Source organism: Binatus sp. (SeqCode) (genome assembly GCF_050013435.1).
Lineage (GTDB): Bacteria > Desulfobacterota > Binatia > Binatales > Binataceae > Binatus.
Genome location: NZ_JBEKFG010000047.1, coordinates 1 through 20,786, shown reverse-complemented (window position 1 = coordinate 20,786; position 20,786 = coordinate 1). Strand labels below are relative to the sequence as shown.

At 61.7% G+C, this 20,786-nt stretch carries 13 protein-coding genes; 10 read left to right on the top strand and 3 right to left on the bottom strand.

The features are described 5' to 3' along the window. Positions 1-62: 62 nt before the first annotated feature. From ABSB13_RS10715 to recD, 3 genes are read left to right on the top strand one after another with little or no spacing between them, the layout of a single operon-like run. Entirely contained in the window at positions 63-3,671 is a 3,609-nt protein-coding gene (locus tag ABSB13_RS10715) for an exodeoxyribonuclease V subunit gamma (protein ID WP_428108057.1), read from the top strand. Beyond that, positions 3,668-7,240, top strand: a complete 3,573-nt coding sequence (locus ABSB13_RS10710) for a UvrD-helicase domain-containing protein (protein WP_428108055.1) — start codon at positions 3,668-3,670, stop codon at positions 7,238-7,240. The genes ABSB13_RS10715 and ABSB13_RS10710 overlap by 4 nt, the downstream gene beginning before the upstream one ends. Further along, positions 7,237-9,288, top strand: a complete 2,052-nt coding sequence (gene recD, locus ABSB13_RS10705; RefSeq protein ID WP_428108053.1) for an exodeoxyribonuclease V subunit alpha — start codon at positions 7,237-7,239, stop codon at positions 9,286-9,288. The genes ABSB13_RS10710 and recD overlap by 4 nt, the downstream gene beginning before the upstream one ends. On the opposite strand, the gene ABSB13_RS10700 is transcribed toward recD, so the two are convergent. Then, positions 9,285-10,013, bottom strand: a complete 729-nt coding sequence (locus ABSB13_RS10700; RefSeq protein ID WP_428108052.1) for an alpha/beta fold hydrolase — start codon at positions 10,011-10,013, stop codon at positions 9,285-9,287. The genes recD and ABSB13_RS10700 overlap by 4 nt on opposite strands. A 193-nt stretch (positions 10,014-10,206) precedes the next feature. Between ABSB13_RS10700 and ABSB13_RS10695 the strand changes: the two genes are divergently transcribed. Continuing rightward, entirely contained in the window at positions 10,207-11,370 is a 1,164-nt protein-coding gene (locus ABSB13_RS10695; protein WP_428108050.1) for a uroporphyrinogen decarboxylase/cobalamine-independent methonine synthase family protein, read from the top strand. A gap of 27 nt (positions 11,371-11,397) precedes the next feature. On the opposite strand, the gene ABSB13_RS10690 is transcribed toward ABSB13_RS10695, so the two are convergent. Further along, complete coding sequence (locus ABSB13_RS10690) at positions 11,398-12,483, bottom strand: zinc-binding dehydrogenase (protein WP_428108047.1); 1,086 nt, start codon at positions 12,481-12,483, stop codon at positions 11,398-11,400. Between the two features lie 323 nt (positions 12,484-12,806). On the opposite strand from ABSB13_RS10690, the gene ABSB13_RS10685 reads away from it, so the two are divergent. From ABSB13_RS10685 to ABSB13_RS10660, 6 genes are read left to right on the top strand one after another with little or no spacing between them, the layout of a single operon-like run. Next, a complete protein-coding gene (locus ABSB13_RS10685; protein ID WP_428108045.1) occupies positions 12,807-13,226 on the top strand; it encodes a hypothetical protein in 420 nt (139 codons plus the stop codon). An 11-nt stretch (positions 13,227-13,237) separates the two neighbouring features. Then, positions 13,238-14,392 (top strand): acyl-CoA dehydrogenase family protein, encoded by a 1,155-nt coding sequence (locus tag ABSB13_RS10680; RefSeq protein WP_428108044.1) that lies wholly within the window; start codon positions 13,238-13,240, stop codon positions 14,390-14,392. A 14-nt stretch (positions 14,393-14,406) separates the two neighbouring features. Further along, the gene (locus tag ABSB13_RS10675; RefSeq protein ID WP_428108041.1) at positions 14,407-16,857 is read left to right on the top strand and encodes a family 78 glycoside hydrolase catalytic domain; all 2,451 of its coding nucleotides are present in this window, start codon (positions 14,407-14,409) and stop codon (positions 16,855-16,857) included. Continuing rightward, entirely contained in the window at positions 16,841-18,253 is a 1,413-nt protein-coding gene (locus tag ABSB13_RS10670) for a cobyrinic acid a,c-diamide synthase CobB (protein WP_428108039.1), read from the top strand. The genes ABSB13_RS10675 and ABSB13_RS10670 overlap by 17 nt, the downstream gene beginning before the upstream one ends. 17 nt (positions 18,254-18,270) lie before the next feature. After that, positions 18,271-19,137 carry a hydrogen peroxide-dependent heme synthase gene (gene hemQ / locus ABSB13_RS10665; protein WP_428108036.1) on the top strand — a complete coding sequence of 289 codons (867 nt, stop codon included), beginning with the start codon at positions 18,271-18,273 and terminating at the stop codon, positions 19,135-19,137. Between the two features lie 37 nt (positions 19,138-19,174). After that, positions 19,175-20,269 (top strand): Rv3169 family protein, encoded by a 1,095-nt coding sequence (locus tag ABSB13_RS10660; RefSeq protein WP_428108034.1) that lies wholly within the window; start codon positions 19,175-19,177, stop codon positions 20,267-20,269. Positions 20,270-20,329: 60 nt separating this feature from the next. Here ABSB13_RS10660 and ABSB13_RS10655 read toward each other — a convergent pair. Continuing rightward, positions 20,330-20,786, bottom strand: a 457-nt coding sequence (locus ABSB13_RS10655; protein WP_428108032.1) for a pyruvoyl-dependent arginine decarboxylase, incomplete at its 5' end; no start/stop codon positions are given.

Genomic DNA, 20,786 nt, shown 5'->3' with positions numbered 1-20,786 from the left:
CCGTTGTCAGTACCACAATATATGTTCCTAAAACCTGATCCGCGATCCATAGTTGTGCCGCGATGATTCGTCTTTACTATTCCAATCGCCTCGAAAACCTGATCGCGCCGCTGGCCAACGCGGTAGCCGCGCATCAGCGCCACGAGCCGCTCGACCCCGTCTCGATCGTCGTACCCAACCGCATCGTCGAACAATTCGTCCGCTATCGGCTGGCCGAATCGATCGGCGTCGCGGCGAATCTGAAATTTCCGTTTCTGCGGAATTATCTGGCCGAACTTCTCCAATCGACCGATAAAAACCTGAAGATCCTGGACGCCGATGAGCTCCAACTGATCTTGTTCGAATGCCTTCGAAGTTCGAGCCATCGTGACGACCCCGACTTGAAGCCGGCGCGCGATTACATCCAGGCGGGATCCAGGACCGACGCCGACGTCGAGCTCAGAACGATCCTGCTTGCCTCACAGTTGGCGCGGTTGTTTCGCGAGTATTCGATTTCGAGGCGGCGCATGATCGAGAAATGGCGCGCTGCCCGGCGCTCTGACCTTGATGCGATGGGCGAGACTGAGCGATGGCAGCGGCATTTGTGGCAGTCGGTATTCGATTCGCACGGCCGCGTGCGCGAGGATTGGCTGTCGGAGCGCGAGACTCGATTGATGATGCTGCCCGATGGGTTCGAGGCGGGCGACAGCAGCCACCTCAAATCTGTCCTGCCGGCGGTGCTTCACGTGTTCGGCGCGCCGTACGCGGGAAATGCTTACGCGGAAATTTTTGCGCGACTCGGCGCACTCGGCGATATTCGAATCTACGCGCTCAATCCGTGCCGCGAGTTTTGGGAAGACGTGGATACTTCGCGCCGCGGCGCGCTCACCGCATGGGCTCATCGTCAGGACAAAGTCGGAGAAAAACTCGCTGAATCCGAAGACCCATTCGCGTTGAATGAATCATCCGATCCGCCTGCGCTGAGGCTCTGGGGGCGGCCAGGCCGTGAATACATTCGGCTGCTCAACGAACTCTCTCAATGCGATTTCGCGCCGCTCTTTTCCGATCCGGCTTCTCGCGAGCCATCCACTCTGCTCGAAGCTCTTCAGCAAAACATCCTCGATCGCCAGCCGCAGCCCCCGGACGTCGAGGATGGCAAGGGCAGACCATACGAAGCGCGAATCCGGTTCCTTGCGACCCCGGGGATTCGACGCGAGGCCGAAATCGTCGCAAACGAGATCTGGTCGATCGTTCGCGACAACGAGAAACTGGCCTCCAGTGGCGCCGCCGAGCGCATTCGGTTTCACGAAATCGCGGTGCTGATTCCTGACGCGGCGGTTGACGACTACATTGCGCACATCGAGAGCGTTTTCCGAAAGCAGCACCGAATACCAATCGATCTCGTCGGCCGCGGCATCGCTGGCCCAAGCCGCGTCGCCGAGGCCGTCGAGTTGCTTCTCGATCTGCCGCGCGGGCGCTTTTCGCGCGCGGAAATGATCCGGCTGCTGACACATCCCGCGTTGAACAGCGAAGGCGAAACCCGAATCGACGTTGAGATGTGGCCTCGATGGAGCGAGGCGCTGGGCATTTTCTTCGGCGCCGACGACGACGAGCTGGAAGCAACGTACATTCCGAGCGGCCTCTATCACTGGGATCAGGCGATCAAACGCCTCGCGCTGGGCGCCATGCTGACCGGTCGGAGTGGCGGGAATCCCGCATTCTATGAGAGAGGAGCGACAGCCCCGGGCTACCTGCCGTTTGAAGTGGCGCAGGATGAAATCGAGACGGCGGCGCGATTCATGCGCAGGGCACGCTCGCTCATCGCCGACGCGCTCTCGATGCGCGATGCGCGGCTCACGCCCCGGCAATGGTCGCGAATGCTCATCGAATTTTTGAACACCTACCTTTGCCCATCGAGCGCGCTCGATGAACAAGTCAGGGACCGGTTCCTCGAGGCGATCGAGGCTGTCGGCAACTCAGAACTGAACATCGGTCCAATGTCGTACGAATCGGCGCGTGAGATGATTGCAACGCGAATCACCGATCTCGAATCGCGTCACGGACAATTTTCCGGCCGGGGCGTTGCGGTTGGATCGCTTTCCTCGCTTCGGTCGATCCCATTCAAAGTCATCTTTGCGCTGGGGCTGAACGAAGCTGCCTTTCCAGAGCGCGAGCGTCGCGACCCGCTTGATTTGCGGATGCTCAAGCGCGGCGCGGGCGATGTCACTCCGGCCGAGCGCGACCGTTATCTATTCCTCGAAACGATCCTGGCCGCGCGCGAGCGGATTTTTTTCTCCTACATTGCTCGCGATGCGAAGACCGGCGACGCCCTCGAACCATCGTCCGTCATTCGCGAACTGCAATACATGCTGCGGGGATTCATCGATGATAAGACGCTCGCCACGCTGACGGTGAAACATCCAGTCAGCCGTTATGATTTGAAATATTTTCCTGAATTCGCCGATCGCGCAACTTCAAACAGCGATCATGAATTCGCGAGCTTCGATCCCGAGGCGCGCCGCGGCGCACGGATGCTCGCGCTACGGCAAAAGCTCGACGCCACCGCGCCGCATCGAGCAAAGCCGCAGCCTGAGCGCCTGCTGGATCGTCTCGGCGAGAAGCTGCGCGATCGTCTGCAAGAGGATTTGCAATTCGCCGAATTCGAAACAGTCCCCGCTGCGGCACTCCACGCGCCGGCCGAGGAGTTCGCGCTTCCGATAGCCGCGATTCGAAAATATCTCGAATGTCCTTTGCAGGGCGCTGCGCGTTATTCGCTCGGAATGCTGGAGGACGAATATGCGCCCGAGCAGGCGGAAGACGAGCCGGTCCAGCAGTCGCGGCTCGATCGTACGGTGATTCTGCGCGAGGTCTTCTGGCGCTCCGCCGCCAAGCCTGAGGCGCTCGATGAAGAATACGCGCGCCAGGTTCGGATTGCGCAGGCCAATGGGCACGCGCCCGCGGGGCAGTTTGCGGAGATCGCTGCAAAGGCTGATGCGGCTGCGCTTCGTCGATGGATCGCGCAGGCTTCCCAAGCCGGCGTCACCGATTTCGGCGGATGGAAGGACATCCAGATCGGACGCGCCGACGAATTCGCCGACGCCGGAGAGATTCTTGCCCCAATCGCGCTGAACGCCAATGTCCGCCACCGCGACGGATCGATAGCGACGCAGCGCGCGAGTCTCTACGGCACGATTCGGGGTGCGTCGCCGGAGGCAGGTGCCGCGATCAACTGCGTACTTCACAAGAACGTCAAGCCGAAGGATTTTCTCCCGGCTTTTCTGAACGCAATTGTCCTTGCCGCCAGCGGAGCGAAACTGCCGGAAAGATTTCGCGCAATCGTGATCGGAACACAGTCAACGAAGCAGGGCGAATTTATTCGCGAGTTCGCGCCGATGGACCGGGATTCGGCGCTCGGCTTCCTGAGCACGGTCGTCGGCGATCTGCTTTCGACGGGCAATGAATATTTTTTGCCGATCGAGGCGGTTGCGGAAGTCGTCAAGGAATGGCGCGAGCCTGTGGATCGTCGCGACCTGGTCGAAGCTGTCGAGCGCATCCGCTTAAATGAGTCCTCGAAGAGCAGCTCCGAATACGGACCAGTGCGAAACGCGACCCGTTTCGAACCGCCGGACGAAGAAGAGATCGCGAACATCGTCGCGCGCCGCTTCAACCCAATAATCGGGATATTCAAATGAGCGCGACTCCAGCTTCGGCAAAGATTGATTACTATCGGCCCGCGATTCTCGATGAAATTCTCGACGGCGGGCACAAGGTTATCGACGCGTGCGCCGGAACCGGCAAGACGTTTACGATCGAGCATATCGTCGTTGACCTTCTCCTCACCGGCACGGCCCTGCTCGATCAGATCCTGGTCGTGACATTTACCGAAAAGGCGGCGGCCGAGTTGCGCTTGCGAATCCGCGCTACGATCGAAGCCGTCCTGTCCGGGCATAGTGCGGACGCCACGCATTCATCGCAACGCAAGCAATTGGGTAACGACGAGCGGGAAAGACTGAAGACCGCGTTGTTTTCGTTTCATCATTCGCCCATCCACACGATTCACAGCTTTTGCCGCCGGATGCTCACGGAGCTCGCTTTTGACAGCGGAGTGCGCTTCGGAGTTGACCTCACCAGCGGCCGTCTCGAGTTCCACGAGGCGCTGCGTGCTGAATTGCGCGAGCGGCTGAAATCGGACGTTCGAGTCGAGCGGCTCATTAGTGAGTGGCTCTCGGATGAGAAACGCACTTTAGATGACCTCGAGGAACTGCTCTGGGATGCTCACTCTCAACGCTACTTGCGGACGGCGGGACGCGAACTCAGTAAACAAGCGTTGACCGATCTGGCGAACGCGTTCGATGCGAGCACTTTGATGGACGCATTCGAGAGCGCAGCGATTACAGATGATGCCCGGCGCGACGCGATCGCCGCGACGAGGGAACTCGAGCTGCTCGTCGAACGCGCCAATGGATCGATCGCGATGCTGGCCGATGGCTTGTGCGGCTTCGATCTCGATCGCATCTGCCGGCCCAGAAACGCACGCCGGACGCGATCCGAAACGCGGCCGATTTTCCCCGGCCAGATGCCCGAACGCGTGTGTGCGATCGTCAGCGCGGGGGATCGGGTTCAGGCAGCGCTGACTATCGAGCAACGCGTGGTTGACGAACTGCTGCTCGCTATCGCTACGCGAATGGACGCGCGAAAACGCGAGCGCGGGACACTGGACTACGAAGACATGCTGGCGTGGCTTGCAGACGCGCTTGACGGTCCTCGCGGCAAATCGCTCGCGGCGACTTTGCGCGAGCGCTATCGGGTGGCGCTGATCGACGAATTCCAGGATACGGACGAACTTCAGTGGAAGATCTTTCGGCAGGTGTTCATCGAAGGTGGCGCCAGCAACACTGTCTACGTAATCGGGGATCCCAAGCAGGCGATTTACGGGTTTCGCGGCGCCGACGTGCACGCTTACCTGGAGGCGCGTGAGCAGCTTTCCAAATCAGGAGCGACCGTTGTTCACTTGCGCGAAAATTTCCGTTCGACCGGCGCCGTGATCGAGGCGTGCAACCTGATATTCGATCAGAATGCTGCGGCGCCATTGTTTACCGGTCAGATCACTTACGACCATCCGGTAAAATGCGGGCGTCCCGCCCTGCGAGCCGTCGCGGCGAACGGCCAGCCGATCGCACCGGTAACGCTCATGAAGTTCCTGCAGCTTGACGAGCGATACAAGTCTTCGCGGCCGATGCGCGAAGCGATAGGTCCGCGAATCGCGCAGGCGATACGGCGAATTATTGCGGACCCGGATCACGCGATTGAAATTTGTGATGACAAGCAGAAGCCGCGCAAGATTACCGCCAAGGACGTTTACGTCCTTACTCGGACCAACCGCGACAGCGCGGAAATTGGCAAGTACCTGCGTCAGGCGGGAGTCCCGTTTGCCTTTTACAAGCAGGACGGGTTGTTCCAGACCCGCGAGGCCGCCGACATTCTCGACCTGCTCAGAGGAATTGACGAACCCGGTCGCCGCTCGAACCGGCTCAAGGCGTGGGCTTCGCCTTTCTTCGCGGTCGAATACGGGGAACTTGCGCGGCTTGACGACGAGCGCAACTCGCATCCGATGCTCGAACGACTGTTCGAATGGCGCGCACTTGCCGAGGCCGGGCGTTTCGCCGACTTGTTCGACGCCTTGCTCCATCAAAGCGGACTGGTCGAACGTGAATTGCTGTTGTCAGACGATCGCCGCGAACTCACCAACTACGAACACATCTTCGAGATTCTAACTCAGGATGCATCGCGGCAAGGAATCTCGCTCGCCGAAATAATCGAACTTCTCGAGGCCTACATCACGGGGCGAGCGACACCGGCAGGCGACGATCCGGATGTGCAACGCCTGGAAGACGATCGCGACGCCGTGCAAATCATGACGATCCACAAAAGCAAAGGGCTCGAAGCCGACGTCGTAGCTCTGTACGGAGGATTTTTCGCAAACAACCGACCCGATTGGGTCAGCATCTTCCACGACGGAAATCAACGGCGTCTTGCGATTGGCAAACCGGCGCGGGACATGGAAAAGACGGCGCTCAACAAGGAGCAACACGAGGAGGATCAGCGATTGCTTTACGTCGCGCTGACCCGCGCGCGCGCCAAACTGATACTGCCCTACGTCCCGGATGGAGCGCTGAATCGAGACCTGTCGGGCTGCTATGCGCAACTGAACGATCGGCTGCGCGCTCTCGATCGCGAAGCTCGATTGGATACGCTCTTCACGACGGAAGCTGTAGTCGCTCCGGCATCGATCGATTCACAAGGTGAAAAAGAGGACGACGAAACTGCGCTTGACGAGAATGCCTTGTGCGACTGGCTCGAATCGACGTCACAGACCGCCGGCCTTGACCGCGAATTCGCCGAGCTCGGCGCAGGGCATCGTGGCTTGATGATAGAATCCTATACCTCGCTCCAGATGGCGCGCGAAACTGGGTTGGCGACCGCTTTCGATCCCGATGAATTCAAAACCAGCGTCGATGCGATCGAGGCGCGTACCGACAACGTCGATTTGCCCGGCGGCCGCCACGTCGGCATTTTCCTCCATGAGGCGATCGAGAAGCTCGATTTCAAGTCCTTTGGCAATGCTCCGGATCTCAAATCCTGGATGCTGCGGGACGACGTGCGCGAGTTGTTTGCGAGTGCCATGCGCCGCCACGGCGTGAATGATCCGCGATGGCTGGCCCGCGGATGCGAGATGGTTTTCAACGCGCTCACCTCACCGGTCGCGCTGGGCGAAACCGTACTCGAAAGCGCACTGTACCGGCTGCCCGCTGTCCGCGAAATGGAATTCGCGTATCCAATTCCCGAGAAACATCACTCGTTGCTCGGTGAGGGCCCGGACGGCGCGTGGATCGTCGGACGGGGCTACATAAAGGGTTTTATCGACTTGGTATTCCGGCGCGACAGGCTAATATACTTCGCCGACTGGAAGGGCGATCTTCTGCCTTCGTACGAGCCTGCCGCAGTCGCACGGCACGTCGAACGCCACTATCGCTTGCAAGCGCAAATATACTCAGTCGGTATAGTGCGCCTGCTCGATATACACACCGAGCGCGACTACGAATTGAGATTTGGAGGCCTTTTGTACGTCTTTCTTCGTGGCGTCTCGCAGGCTGGCGATGGGCATTCTGGATTTTACTTCGCAAGACCGTCGTGGAATGAAATAGTCACTTATGAATCCGAACTATTGACTCGCGAACCAGACTCCGAGCTACGCGTTTGAAAGAGAAATACTCATTACTCGGAATGGATACCGCGTGGCGGCGCTTTGATTCAGCCAGCGGCGGTGGCCGGTCCGCATTCAACGCTCGCATGCGCGCGCTCGAAGTCTCGGTATCCGGGCTTAATCTTGCGCCTGAGTCGGTTCACCTGGCGGCCGAACTCGCGGCCCTTGAACCGGCTCTGAATGACGATGACCGAATCGCGCTCATCGTGCTCATCCTCATCTCGCTGGTGGCGCTTCAGGACGGAAGCACCCGCTTCCCGGTAACGGGTCCACTTTCGCAAGCGCCGATGCGGAGCGTGCTCGGTTCGCTCTGCGCCAATGGCTTTGGTGACGACGCCATCGCTACGATCGCGGCTTCGATCGAAGCGCTTATACAATCCGACTGCGCATCGGCGGTGGTCGGCCGGCGGGAGGATGAATACAAACCGTTAATGTATATTGAGCCTTACATAGTTCATCACCGCATTTATCACTACGAATGTGAACTGGCTATTCGGCTCGCCGCGCTATTGACTACGGATACGCAAGCGCAAGCGGACGCGAAGAAACTCAGTCGCGCGCTTCAGAGTGTGATTGCCCGCCCGGTTATTGTGCAGGGCAAACAGATTGTGATGTCTGACGAACAGCGCAACGTCGTTGCCGCTTCGGCCCGCGCGGGACTAACAGTTGTTTCAGGCGGCCCGGGCACCGGTAAGACTTCGATTATCGTTGCGATCATGCGTCTGATGGTGCGGCTCGGCGTCGATCCCTCCCAGATTGCTTTGGCGGCGCCGACGGGGAAAGCCGCCTACCGGATGGGCGAGTGCATCGCCGAGTCGCTGACGCGAATCGAACGGCTCGACAGTGTAGACCAGGCGCTCCTGGATGCGCATCTCGAGCCCGCGACGATTCATCGGATGCTCGGTTACTCGCCAGAATCCGGGCGCTTCCGCCATCATCGCAACAACCCGCTATCCGCGAAGGTGGTGATCGTCGATGAAGGATCGATGCTCGACGTCAGCTTGATGGAACGACTGACGAACGCGATTGCGCCCGGCGCGCGGCTGATCCTGCTCGGCGATGCGAACCAATTGCCGTCGGTCGCCGCGGGTTCTGTGTTCCGCGATCTCGTCGGGTCCGCCGGGGACGATATCGGTCGGCTCTCCGCGGCATCGGTGCGGCTCGAAGTGAATCATCGGATGAAGAGCGAAGGCAGGGCAGGCCGATCCATTTTGCGCGCGGCCCGGTCGATTAACGACGGCGATGCCGATCTTCTGAATTCAGTCGACGAATCGAATACTCCGATTGTGGCGCGGCGCTCATCACCGGATGAACTCAGGTTCGCCGGCGTGGAATTTATTACAATCGCGGCGCGCGAACTCGGCCCGTTTCTCGATCGCTGGTACATCGATCGAGTGCGCGGCGGCCCGGAAATCGCGGAATTGGTTGCGCATGATTACGTCGAACGCGATGGCGGTTTCGATGACGCCGACTGCGCGCGATTGCGGAAGCTGTTCGCGCACGCCGGAAAATCGCGCATCTTGTGCGTGACGCGCGTTTTCGAAACCGGCGCCGAGCGAATAAACGCGCGCCTTCATTCGCGCGCCGCCGAATCCGCCGGGGTCGCCACGGAGCGCGCTTCATTCGTGGTTGGTGAGCCGCTGATCGTGCTGCGCAACGACTACGAACGCGGACTTTTCAACGGCGACAACGGAATCAGGCTGTGGGTCCAGCGCAGCAATGGCTCGCAAGTCCCGATGGCGATATTTCCGCGCGGCGGCAACTTCGTCGCATTCCGATTTGAGGTGCTACGCGAATTCGTCGAGCTCAGCTACGCGATGACGGTGCATAAGGCGCAAGGCTCCGAATTCGATTCGATCGCCATCGTTCTTCCCGAGAAACCCGTCGCGGTTTTGACCCGCGAGCTGATCTACACCGCCGTCAGCCGCAGCAGAACCTCGGTCGTCATAGTCGGCGACGAATCGACGCTCAACCAAGCAATTGCCGCTCGCGTGGAGCGATTCTCCGGACTCGCCGATCGGATCAAACTGGCGCTCGCCGGTTAACTCTTCGGCGTATGCGAGATCAGGAATTCTCTGGCGCGCTTCACGGTCGCGGCAATCACCTCGGGCGTCTTCCAGTTCTCGATAAGCTCGGCGTTTGGTGCGAGCGCGGCGATCTCCTTCGAGGTGTCGGTCGGATGATAGTCGTCGCTGCCGCAAAGAATCAGCATCGGTGTTTTGCACGAGCGCACAAATTCCCGCGAAACGTTGAACACGAAATCGCCGCCGTACATCCGGTCGCGGAATTGCCGAAGCGCATGGTCGTCAAGCTTTGGACGTTGCGCCTTCAGCGCTTGCGCCCATCCGTCGAACATCGCGAAGAACAACTCGCGATTGCGCTGGCTGAGCCCGATTGGATTCTGCAGAATCGCGGCGCTGACCCGCAGCGGCGCAGCTTTGATCAGTCCCAGGCAGTACGACGATCCGATGCATCCGCCCATCAGGTGGCATTGCTTGATCCCAAGATGATCGAGCAGCGCAATATGATCGCCCGTGTAAGTGTCCCATCCATCCTCAGCGCTGATCGGCCCGGCCGATTTGCCGGCGTTGCGCTGGTCCATCGCGATCACGCGGAAGTCAGCCGCGAATTCTTTGGCCGGATCGAACGGGCTGTTGGCCCAGAACTCGATACTGGAGCGCATCCCGCCGGGCGCAAATAGCAGAATCGGATACCCTGTGCCGTACTCCTCGTAGTATATCGATACATCGGCGCGCTTGAGCGTTGGCATCTTCAGACTCCTTGCAAATGCATAGGATGATTCTCCACGCCGAATCAATCTCCCGGCAACGGCGCCGGTTGATGCCGCCGCCGGCGAGAGCAGATCCCCCGGTGTCCACTCCTGATATTTGCAGACGGCATGCTATGTTGGCAGCGCGAACCGGTGAAAAGTAAATGAGTGAAAGAGGCCGGGAGGAACTAGTATGCTTCGTAGCGAGGGCCGCATTCTAACCACGCACGCCGGCAGCCTGCCGCGGCGGGAAAGCCTGATCGCGATGCTGGTGAAGAGTAGCCGGGGCGAAGACGTGGACCGCGCCGCGATGCTCCGTGAGATCGAGATATCCACTCGCCACGTTGTACAGAAACAACTCGAAGCGGGAATCGACGTCGGCAACAACGGCGAGCAATCGCGCGAGAGCTTCTTCACCTACGTGCAGCATCGAATGACCGGCTTTGGCGGACGAAGCGAGCGGCCCATCATGCGCGATCTGGTCCGCTACCAGAGCTTCAGCAAGATGATCGCGCCGATGCTTCAGCGCTCGATGGTCGATCTGCTGCACGCGCCGAAGGCAATCGGCAAGGTCGAGTACCGCGACTGCGCCGCCGTCGATCTCGAATGCGCCGATACCCTGCGCATCCTGGCCGATCAGCCGGAGAAATTCGCCGAGCCGTTTATGACCGCACCGTCGCCGGGAATAATCGCGTCGGCAATGCTCAATGAGTATTACGAGAACTATGAAGAGTATGTAATCGCAGTCGCCAAGGCATTACATACTGAGTACGAGTACATAGTATCAATGGGATTCGTTCTGCAGGTCGATTGCCCGGATCTCGCGATGGAACGGCACACGGCGTACGCCGACCGTCCGCTCGCCGATTTCCTCAAGTACGTCGAACTGAACATCGCCGCGATGAATCGCGCTCTGCATGGAATCGCGCCCGATCGGGTCCGCATGCACGTATGCTGGGGTAACTACCAGGCGCCGCATGATCTTGATGTCCCGCTTGCCGAGATTTTGCCGCTGCTCTATCGCGCCAACGTCGGCGCTCTCGTTCTGGAAGCCGCCAACCCGCGCCATCAGCACGAATATCGCTGCTTCAAGGAATTCCCGCTGCCCGATCAGATGAGCCTGGTCACCGGCGTCATCGATACCAAGACCAACTACGTCGAACACCACGAGGTTGTCGCCGACCGCCTCGAGCGCGCCGCCAATGCGATCGGAGATCCGCGCCGCGTGATGGCGGGAACCGACTGCGGCTTCGAGACTTCCGCCGGACTGGGCGAAGTCGCCGAGGAAATAGTGTGGGAAAAGTTGCGCGCGATGCGCGCGGGCGCCAATCTAGCCTCGCGCCGCCTGTTTCACTGAAGCGCGCGCTCGCCGGCGCCCGGCCGCTCAGCTATGCCACGGCTCGACCAGGATTTTCGCGTGCGTCTCGGGTGACGCAAGGTCCTCGAACGCCTTCGCCACTCCTTCCACTCCGACCTTGCCGGTGATCAGCGGGTCGCCGTTGATTCGTCCCTCGGCCAGATGGCTCAGCGTCACCGCGAACTCTTCGGGCGAGTAGCCGAGCACGAACTGGATATTGAGCTCTTTGCTGATTCCCGTGAGCGGTTCGATCTGGTCGCGGTCCATGCATACTCCCACCACCACGATCCGCGCATTGCCGGGCGACGCCAGCATGATCGAGTCGATCATGCCCGGCAGCCCCACGCATTCGAAGATCACCGCGGGCCTGACCGCCGGACCCGGCATCCACGGCGGCAGCATCGGCGCCTTGGCGGGATCGCTGTACGTTGCCATCTGCCGCCAGCTCTCGTAGGGCGACTTCTCCTTTGGATCGACGACGAAGTCCGCGCCCATCTGGCGCGCCAGTTCGCGCCGTCGCGGCGAAAAATCCGCCGCCACGATCGGATGCACACCGCCGAGCTTGAGCGCCGCAATCACCGCCAGGCCCACCGGCCCGCATCCGATCACCAGCGGCGCGTCATCTTTGTCCAGCCGCGCTTTCTGCACCGCGTGATAGCCCACCGCCATCGGTTCCGTCAGCGCCGCGCGCTCGGTGGAAAGCCCGTTGGGCACCTCGAGCAGCAGAAACTCAGTCAGCCGCATCAGTTCGGCGTAGCCGCCCGGACTTTCGTTCGAGTAGCCGACCGAATCGATGCCGCCAGCATTGATCAGCACCGGCATCGAACACACGCGGGTCCCCGGCTTCAATCGCTTTTGGGTCTGCGGCCCGTAATCGACCACCTCCGCGCAGAACTCGTGACCCATCACGACGTCGCGAGCGAGATCCATCACGAACGGCGCTCCGGCTTTTCGCGATGCCGCGACGAGCTTGTCGGCGTGCTTGAGCGTGTGCAGATCGGACCCGCATATTCCGCACGCGAGCGTTTTAACCAGCGCTTCGCCCGCTCCAGGAACGGGAGTGGGGATGTTATCGACGACGAGTTTTTTGCCTCGCATTACGGCAGCACGCATGACTGTTCTCCTTCAGTTCCGACTACTCTAGCAGGGTTGCTCCATCGCTGGTAAAGTCCCCGATCCCGCGATTCTCCTGCCGTTGATCGTATTTGCATCGTGACTGTAACATGTCCGTCCGGGGATGCAGCGATGGACCGCAAAATTCTTTTCATCGCCACCGATCAGCAGCGTTACGCATACCGAGAGGGTTCAACGCGCCCGCCGGTTGGCTCTGGGAGCGGGAGTGGGTTCAGTTCGCGCGGCAGGTGGACGTGCGCGGTCTCGTCGCGTACACAATAGCGAAGGCTCGCGGCGTTTCAGGCGCCGCAGCGGCAGCGCTGATGCCAGGAAAAATCAAACGCGCAATCGCGTTGTCAATTGCTACGTGTGCAATTGCGCTTGCGGGATGCTGGCCGTTCCATTCCAATCAGGAAACGCAGCAGCAAAAATTTATCGAAGCGTTGAATCACGGCAATGGCGCGCAGGCCAGCCAGATCTGGCTCCACATGGACGCCAACAGCCGCGCCGAATTTGCGCACAGCCAGGGAATGCACCCGAACTTGTCGTCCGATGAAGTGCAGAAGCAAGCGGCGCAACACTACCAGGACAAAATGGGCGGCGACGACAGCGGGGAATCGATCGAGCGGCCGACCCCGTACCTCGATCTCGGCGGGCTGCAGAGTCTGCCCGGGTATGTCGGCCGGTCGGGCGCGCCGGCGCAATCCGTGACGGCGCCGGCACCGAACGCGCCGTCCAACTGAGGCTTGCGACGATGGAGTTTGCCCTCACCGCCGAGCAGAAGTTGCTGCAGGAAACGCTGCGTGAGCTTGCGCGGCGCGAACTGCTTCCCAATTACGCGTCGCGCGACGCGGACAAAGATCTGCCGCCGGCGCTGGTGAGGAAACTCGGCGAGCTGGGAGTGCTTGCGCCGATGGTCGATGCGCAACTGGGCGGTTCCAGCCTCGATTATGTGTCGCTTGGAATCGCACACGAGGAAATCGCGCGCGGCGATTTCAACGCCGCTTACGTGATGCTGCTGGCGGCGCTGGTCGCCGCAATAATCTCCCGCAGCGGCGACGCGCGTCAGCAGGCCGCGTTTCTTCCTCCGATCTGCCGAGGCGAAATTATCGCGGCGCTGGCGGTGACCGAACCCGGCGGCGGCTCCGATGCCGCGCATGTCATGATGCAAGCGCGTCGCGACGGCGACAACTACGTCTTGAGCGGCGAGAAAACTTCCATCTCATTCTCATCATCGGCCGGCGCTGCCCTGGTCCTGGCCCGCACCGGCACGGCGCAGCAGTCCGCTCGAGGCGTGAGCGCATTTTACGTCGACCTCAACTCACCGGGCGTATCGCGCACGCGCTTTCGCGATCTGGGCTCGCGCGCAATCGGCCGCGGTCAGCTTTTTTTTGATGGCGTCCGCGTACCCGCCGCCGCTCGCATCGGCGCGGAGGGCGCGGGTTTCGTCGAGGTGATGCAGGGATTCGATTTCAGCCGCTCACTGATTGGCCTGATGTGCATCGGCGCGGCCGAGCAGAGCGTCGACGAGACTTGCGCCTACGTCGTTGAGCGCCAGGCGTTCGGCGCCCCGCTCGCACGGTTCGAGGGGGTGTCGTTTCCGCTCGCAGAGGCGGCAGTTCGGCTGCGCGCCGCGCGTCTGCTTTGCTACGAAGCGCTATGGCTCAAGGATCGCGCAGAGCCGCACGGATGGCTCGCGGCCGGCGCCAAGTGGCTCGCGCCCGAGCTGGCGGCTGACGTTTTGCATCAATGCCTTCTGCTCCACGGGCATCTGGGCTACAGCCTCGACCTGCCCCATCAGCAGCGAATGCGCGACGTGATCGGACTGGAGATCGGCGACGGCACTGCGCAGATCATGAAGACGATTGTCGCACGCGAGATTATCGGCAAGACTGCTCGCCCGTACTAGATGGCGGCGTTCAGATGGCTGGATCGAAATGGCCGATTAGCTGGGACGCGCGATGGATTTGGGCCGAGCCCGCGCCGTTGCCGGTTTCGCCGATCGAACCGATCGGACTCCCGCCGAAAGAAACCTGGAATCGATTTTGCTACTTGCGCCGGACGGTTCACCTCGAATCGATCCCTGCGTCAGTTCCCGCACGCGTGACGGCCGACTCGCGCTTCGTGATGTTCGTCAACGGCGTCGAGGTTGCTCGCGGACCGGCGCGTTCGATACCTGAGCGCCTCGCATGGACGGAGGTCGATCTCGCGCCGTATCTCCACGCGGGTCGAAACGCGATTGCGTCACTGGCGCGCTTCTACGGCTTGCCGGGACCGTGGTGGCGGCCCGCAACGCCGAGCTTCCTTCTCGGTCTTGGATCATTTGCGTTTGAATCGCCGGCCATCGGCGTGATTTCAGATGCGGCATGGAAGGGACGCGCCGCGCCGTATCGGCAGGATGTGGCTCAGAGCGCCGGTGTGCCGGTGCCGCCGATCGAAATCCTCGACGGCGCCGCAATTCCTGCTGGATGGAGCGACGCCGCTTTTGACGATTCCGATTGGCAGCCTGCTGTCGAATTGTCGGCCGGCACTCTTTCGCCCAATCGCAAGCGAATCCCGGTCGAGCCTTTCACCGCGCCCGAGCCGGGGGAAATAGCGCAGCTGACTTCGATTCCGATCGCACTGAATGAACTGTCCCGCCGTGGCGTCGCGACTCTCAACAGCGATGACCCGCGCAGCGCGTACCCGGCGGCGGAGCATTCCACTGATGGTCCCGACCGCATCGTTAATTTCGACGCAGGAATGATCACGCTCGCGACGCCTTGGGCGGTCGTTCGCGGTCCCGCAGGTTCGACTATCGACTTGTACTGCGGCGAGGATCTGCGCGCCGACGGCAGCGCGGAAACCAGTCCACGCCAATTTGCGATGCGCTATATCCTGCGCGGCGGCGCGGCACAGCGGCTCGAGTCCTACGAGTCAGTCGGCTTCCGCTATCTGTCGATCGTCACGCGCGGCGGTGCGCAGATCGAATCGGCCGGCGCGATCGAGCGGCGCTATCCGCGCGGCGACGAGGCGTACTTCGAATGCGACGATCCGGCGCTCAACAAAATCTGGCGGGTTGGTGCGCGCACGTTGGAACTCTGTTCGACCGACGCCTTCATCGACTGTCCCGGCCGCGAACAACGTGCGTGGCTCGGCGATTCCTACATCCACGCCCTGCTGACGTACGCGACCAGCACCGATTGGCGCCTGGTGCGCCGCCATCTGCGCATCTGCGCACATTCGCGCCGCGGCGACGGCCTGCTCGCGATGGCCGCCGCGTGCGACTTCTCGATATCTTCGACCACCATCCCCGACTACTCATTGCACTGGATACGCGCGCTCGCCCGCTACTTCGAATATTCCGGCGACGCCGCGACGGTTCGCGAACTGATGCCGACCGCGGCCGGCGTGCTGACGGCCTTCGAGCGTTATCGCGCACCCGACGGACTGATTCGCGGGATGCCGGGTTGGATTTTCATCGATTGGGCGATGATCGAGCGATCGGAAGTAACCGGCGCGCTCGATGCGCTTTACGCGGCGGCCCTCGATGATTTCGCGACGCTCGCCGATACTGTCATGGCGGATTCGCGCGGTGCCGCCGATGCTCGTGCATGCGCTCAGCGGACCCGGCGGGCGTTCGAATTGCTGTGGGATGAGGCCGCGGGCGTTTACGTGGATGCCGCCGACCGGCGCGGCGCCGGCAGGCGAGTCAGTCAGCATACCAACGCGATCGCGATCGTAGCGGGATGCGCCCCGCGAGACCGCTGGCCCCGGATGCTCGACTACGTTCTCGATGAATCGCGCGTCGTCGTCACGCCTACGATTTCCGATAACCTCGCGGCGTACTTGAGCCAACGAATGGACCCCGGCGAGTACATGACCTTCGACGCCGGGCGCAACGTCGTCGCGGCGCAGCCATTTTTTTCGCACCTCCTTCACGATGCGATGGTTCGTGCCGGCCGCCGCGACCTGATTCCTACGCGATGCATGAAATGGTGGCCGCAGATCGAACGAGGCGGCACCGCGTTCGAGGAGTACTGGGACGCGCGCCCCGGCACCGGCAGCAGATGCCACGCATGGTCCGCGACGCCGACCTACGATTTGACCACCTGGGTTCTCGGCGTCAGGCCGGCCGCTCCCGGCTACTCGCGCGCGGAAATCGCGCCGCGCTTCGGATCGCTCAGGCATCTCGAAGGCCGCGTCCCGACTCCGCACGGGCTCATCGAGGTGAATCTGGATCGCGAAGGCGGCGGCGAGGTCGTGATTCCAGACGGCGTGGATGCCCTCGTGCGGTTCGACGACGCGCCTCTCAGCGGCGGCGAAGTCGGCCCCGGGCGCCATCGCATTTCCCGTTGTAGTACTATCGCGACTCGCGATGCGTCCCTCCGCTGAAATTCCCCGCGTCGTCATCGCCGCAACCGCCAGCGGCGCGGGCAAGACTACTGCGACCATAGCGCTGATCGGTGCGATGCGCGCGCGCGGCCTCAAGGTCGCGGCGTTCAAGTGCGGCCCTGACTATCTCGATCCCACCTATCATGAACGCGCCGCCGGCGTTCGCTCGCACAACCTCGACGGCTGGATGATGGGTCGCGATGCGGTGATCGCGACTTTTACGCGCGCGTCCGCCGGCGCCGACGTCGCGGTGATCGAAGGGATGATGGGTCTGTTCGATTCCGCGACGCCAACCGGCGACGAGGGCTCGAGCGCCCAGATTGCGAGGTGGCTCGGGGCGCCGGTTATTCTCGTCACCGACGCGTCGGGCATCGCGCGCACGATCGCCGCAGTGGCCGCGGGTTTTGCGCGCTTCGATCCCGCCGTTGCGGTAGCCGGGATGATCTGCAACCGCGTCGGTTCGCGCGGGCATCTCGATCTGTTGCGCGCCGCGCGGCCCGAGATTCCCATTGTCGGCGGATTCCCGGCCAGTACCGATCTCGCTTTTCCCGAGCGCCATCTCGGTCTGCTGATGGCCGATGAATCGAGCGTGCCGCAACGGCTGATCGACGGATGGAGCCGGCTGGCAGCCGATTGGCTGGACCTCGACGCGATTGTCGAGATTGCGCGCTCGGCGCCCGCACTCGAAGCCGGCCGCGTGTCCAGCGCGAGCGAAATTGATTCGGCTGCGCGGCGGCAATGCCGAATCGGGATCGCATACGACCCCGCGTTTCATTTCTACTATGAAGACAATTTGAATCGGCTGCGCGCGCTCGGCGCGCAGCTCGTCAACTTCTCGCCAATTGGCGATCGCGAGCTGCCCGAATGCGATGGCCTCTACTTCGGCGGCGGATATCCCGAGGTGTTCGCTCGCGAGCTGTCTTCGAACCGCTCTATGCTCGCGGCCATCGCCGGCTTCGCGGCTCGCGGCGGCGTGATTTACGCTGAATGCGGCGGCCTGATGTACCTGGCGGACGCCATCCGCACACTTAACGGCGCGCTCTGGCCGATGGCTGCGATCGTTCCCGGCGTCGCCGTGATGTCCGCCAGGCTCCAGGCGATCGGCTACGTCGAGGTCGAGACCAACGCTGACTCGATTCTCGGTCCTGCGCAGACGCGATTTCGAGGCCATCAGTTTCGCTACTCGACTCTCGAGGGTGCTCGGAGCGGGGATCGATTCGATGCCATCTACAACGTGGCGCCGCGATGGGGCCGTGCGCCGTTCGCCGAAGGCTATCGCATTGGAAATGTTCTCGCGTCATACGTTCACGCGCACTGGGCATCGAATCCCGCGGTTGCGGAGGCTCTCGTCGGTTCGTGCATCCGCTCGCGCGCATCAAGACAACCGGCTGCGTAGCGTCTAGAATTGCCGCCATGAGTATCGACAGCACAGAGCAGAATCGAAGCAGGGACCGGTCGAAGATCCCCGGCGATTTTCCGGCCGCACCTCTGACGCTGGAAGGCTACAGCGTTCTCCATCAGATGTTCCGCGTGCGGCGCCGCGAATTGCGGATGCTCGACGCCGCGAAACGCAACGCTGCGCTGAACGACGCGTCGAAGCTGTTCGGCGAGATGGCCCGGCGCGAAGACGGTGAAACCGCGCTCTTCTCCGCGCTCGGCCACAAGGGCGACCTGACCATCATCCACTTCCGCCGCAGCTTCGAGGAACTCGGCCACGCCGAACTCGCCGTCGCCGGGCTTGCACTCAGCGACTACCTGGAGCCGACCACGTCGTATCTGTCGGTGATCGAAATCGGCCTGTACGAAGCGACGGTCGCGCTCTATCGCCGGCTCGTGGAGAACGGGGTCGGACCGCGCTCGCCGCAATGGAAATCTGAAATCGATTCCGAGATTGCGCGGCAGCGGGAGAAAATTTCGCCGCGCTTGTTTCCGAAAATCCCAGCGCGGCCCTACTTGTGCTTTTATCCGATGGACAAGAAGCGCGAAGGCGCCGACAACTGGTATCGCCTGCCGGTCGAAGATCGCCAGCGTCTCATGCACGACCACGGCATGGTCGGGCGGCGTTTCGGCGGCGAAGTGACGCAGATCATCTCGGGCTCGATTGGATTCGACGATTGGGAATGGGGCGTCGATCTTTTCGCCGACGACCCGCTGGTGTTCAAGAAGCTCGTTTACGAGATGCGTTTCGACGAGGCCAGCTCGTCGTATGCGAAGTTCGGCCCCTTTTACGTCGGCATCCGTCTCGAGGCGGCCGACCTCGGCAAACTGTTTCCGATCTGATCGACCAACGCATCTCAATTGATACCGGGAGACAACGATGATCACGCAAGGCGACGAATATCCAATCCATCAGACTCCGGAGCCGGTCCAGCAGGTCTTCACCAGCGACCGCAATTTTTACGATCGATTTTTTTTCAACGGCTGCTTTCGCGAGGGCGAGCCGTACTTCGCCGTCGCGATGGGAATCTATCCGAACCTCGGAATCATCGATTCCGCATTCAGCGTGACCGTCGGCGGCGTGCAACACAGCGTGCGCGCGTCGCGGGTGCTCGGCGCCGAGCGGATGGACACGCGGGTCGGCCCGATCTCAATCGAGGTCGTACGCCCGATGCGATCGATGCGCGTGCGCGTCGATCATGAAGCGGTAAAGGCCGACCTGATGTTCGAGGCGCGCGCCGCCGCAATCGAGGAGCCTCGTTTCACCCGCCGCGCCGGCCCGCGGCTCGTGATGGACATGACGCGGTTCACTCAGCACGGCGGTTACAGTGGCAAACTGACGGTCGCCGGCAAGACCTACGACGCAAAACCGTCGCGAGTGTGGGGTGCGCGCGATCGCTCGTGGGGCGTGCGTGCAATCGGGCCGCAGGATCCGGCGGGAGTGCCCTCGCCCACGATGGGTCAGTACTACTGGTTGTGGTCGCCGGGCAATTTCGAGGATGTCTGCACGCTTTGGGACGTCAATGAAAACGCCGACGGCTCGCGATGGCACGAGCACGGCGCCGTCACCCGCGCCGAGCCCGGCTCCCCGCTGGATTTCTCAACCGGCGGCCTCGAGGTCAACATCAACTATGCTTCGGGAACGCGCCACGCCAAAAGCGCCGAAATAATTTTGCGCACCCCGCAAGCCGGCGAAAGCCGCATCGAACTGAAGACGCTATACAACTTCTACATGCAGGGCATCGGCTACTTTCATCCGAAGTGGGGGCACGGAATGTACGTCGGCCCCGACGTCTCGACCTACGACTCGGTCAAAATCGCCGACGTCGACGAGCGCGATTTCTTTCATCAGCACATCGAGGCCGTATGCCAGGCGAAAATGGGCTCGCGCGAGGGGATGGCGGTTCTCGAGATGTTAATCCTGGGCCCGCACGATCGGAGCGGCTTCAAGGAATTCCTCGACATGCATCCGTAGCGGATTGAATGTTTGCCGGGACGGTTCGCGGCCGGCGACGCGTTGCGCAACGCCAGCGAACTACTTGCCGTTGGGGATATCGACGAACACCGCCGCGGCGACCACCGACGACCACAGCCCGTCGCGATCGCCTATCGCAGACTGCGTGACGTTGCGCGTCGTTACGATTTTGTCGGACATCCGCCACAGATCCTTGCGCTCGTCGTAGCTCAGATTCGGATCGAAATCGACGCCGAGAATCGTCGCCAGCATCATCGCCGCCAGATCCTCGGCGTAGTCGCCCGCCTTCTGATCCGTCTCGCCGGTGCTGTGATGCTCGGACAGGTATCCGTACTGCGCGGGATTGCTGGGAAGCGCGACGCCCACCGACGACGCGATGAGCCGATGCGGTTCGTTGGTCGCGTTATCGCTCATCACCGCAAAAACGATCTGCCCCGGCGTCAGGTACTTCAAGCCTTCCTGCTGGCTGAGCAGTTTGCAGTTGGGCGGGAAAATCGATTTGACGCGCACGAGGTTG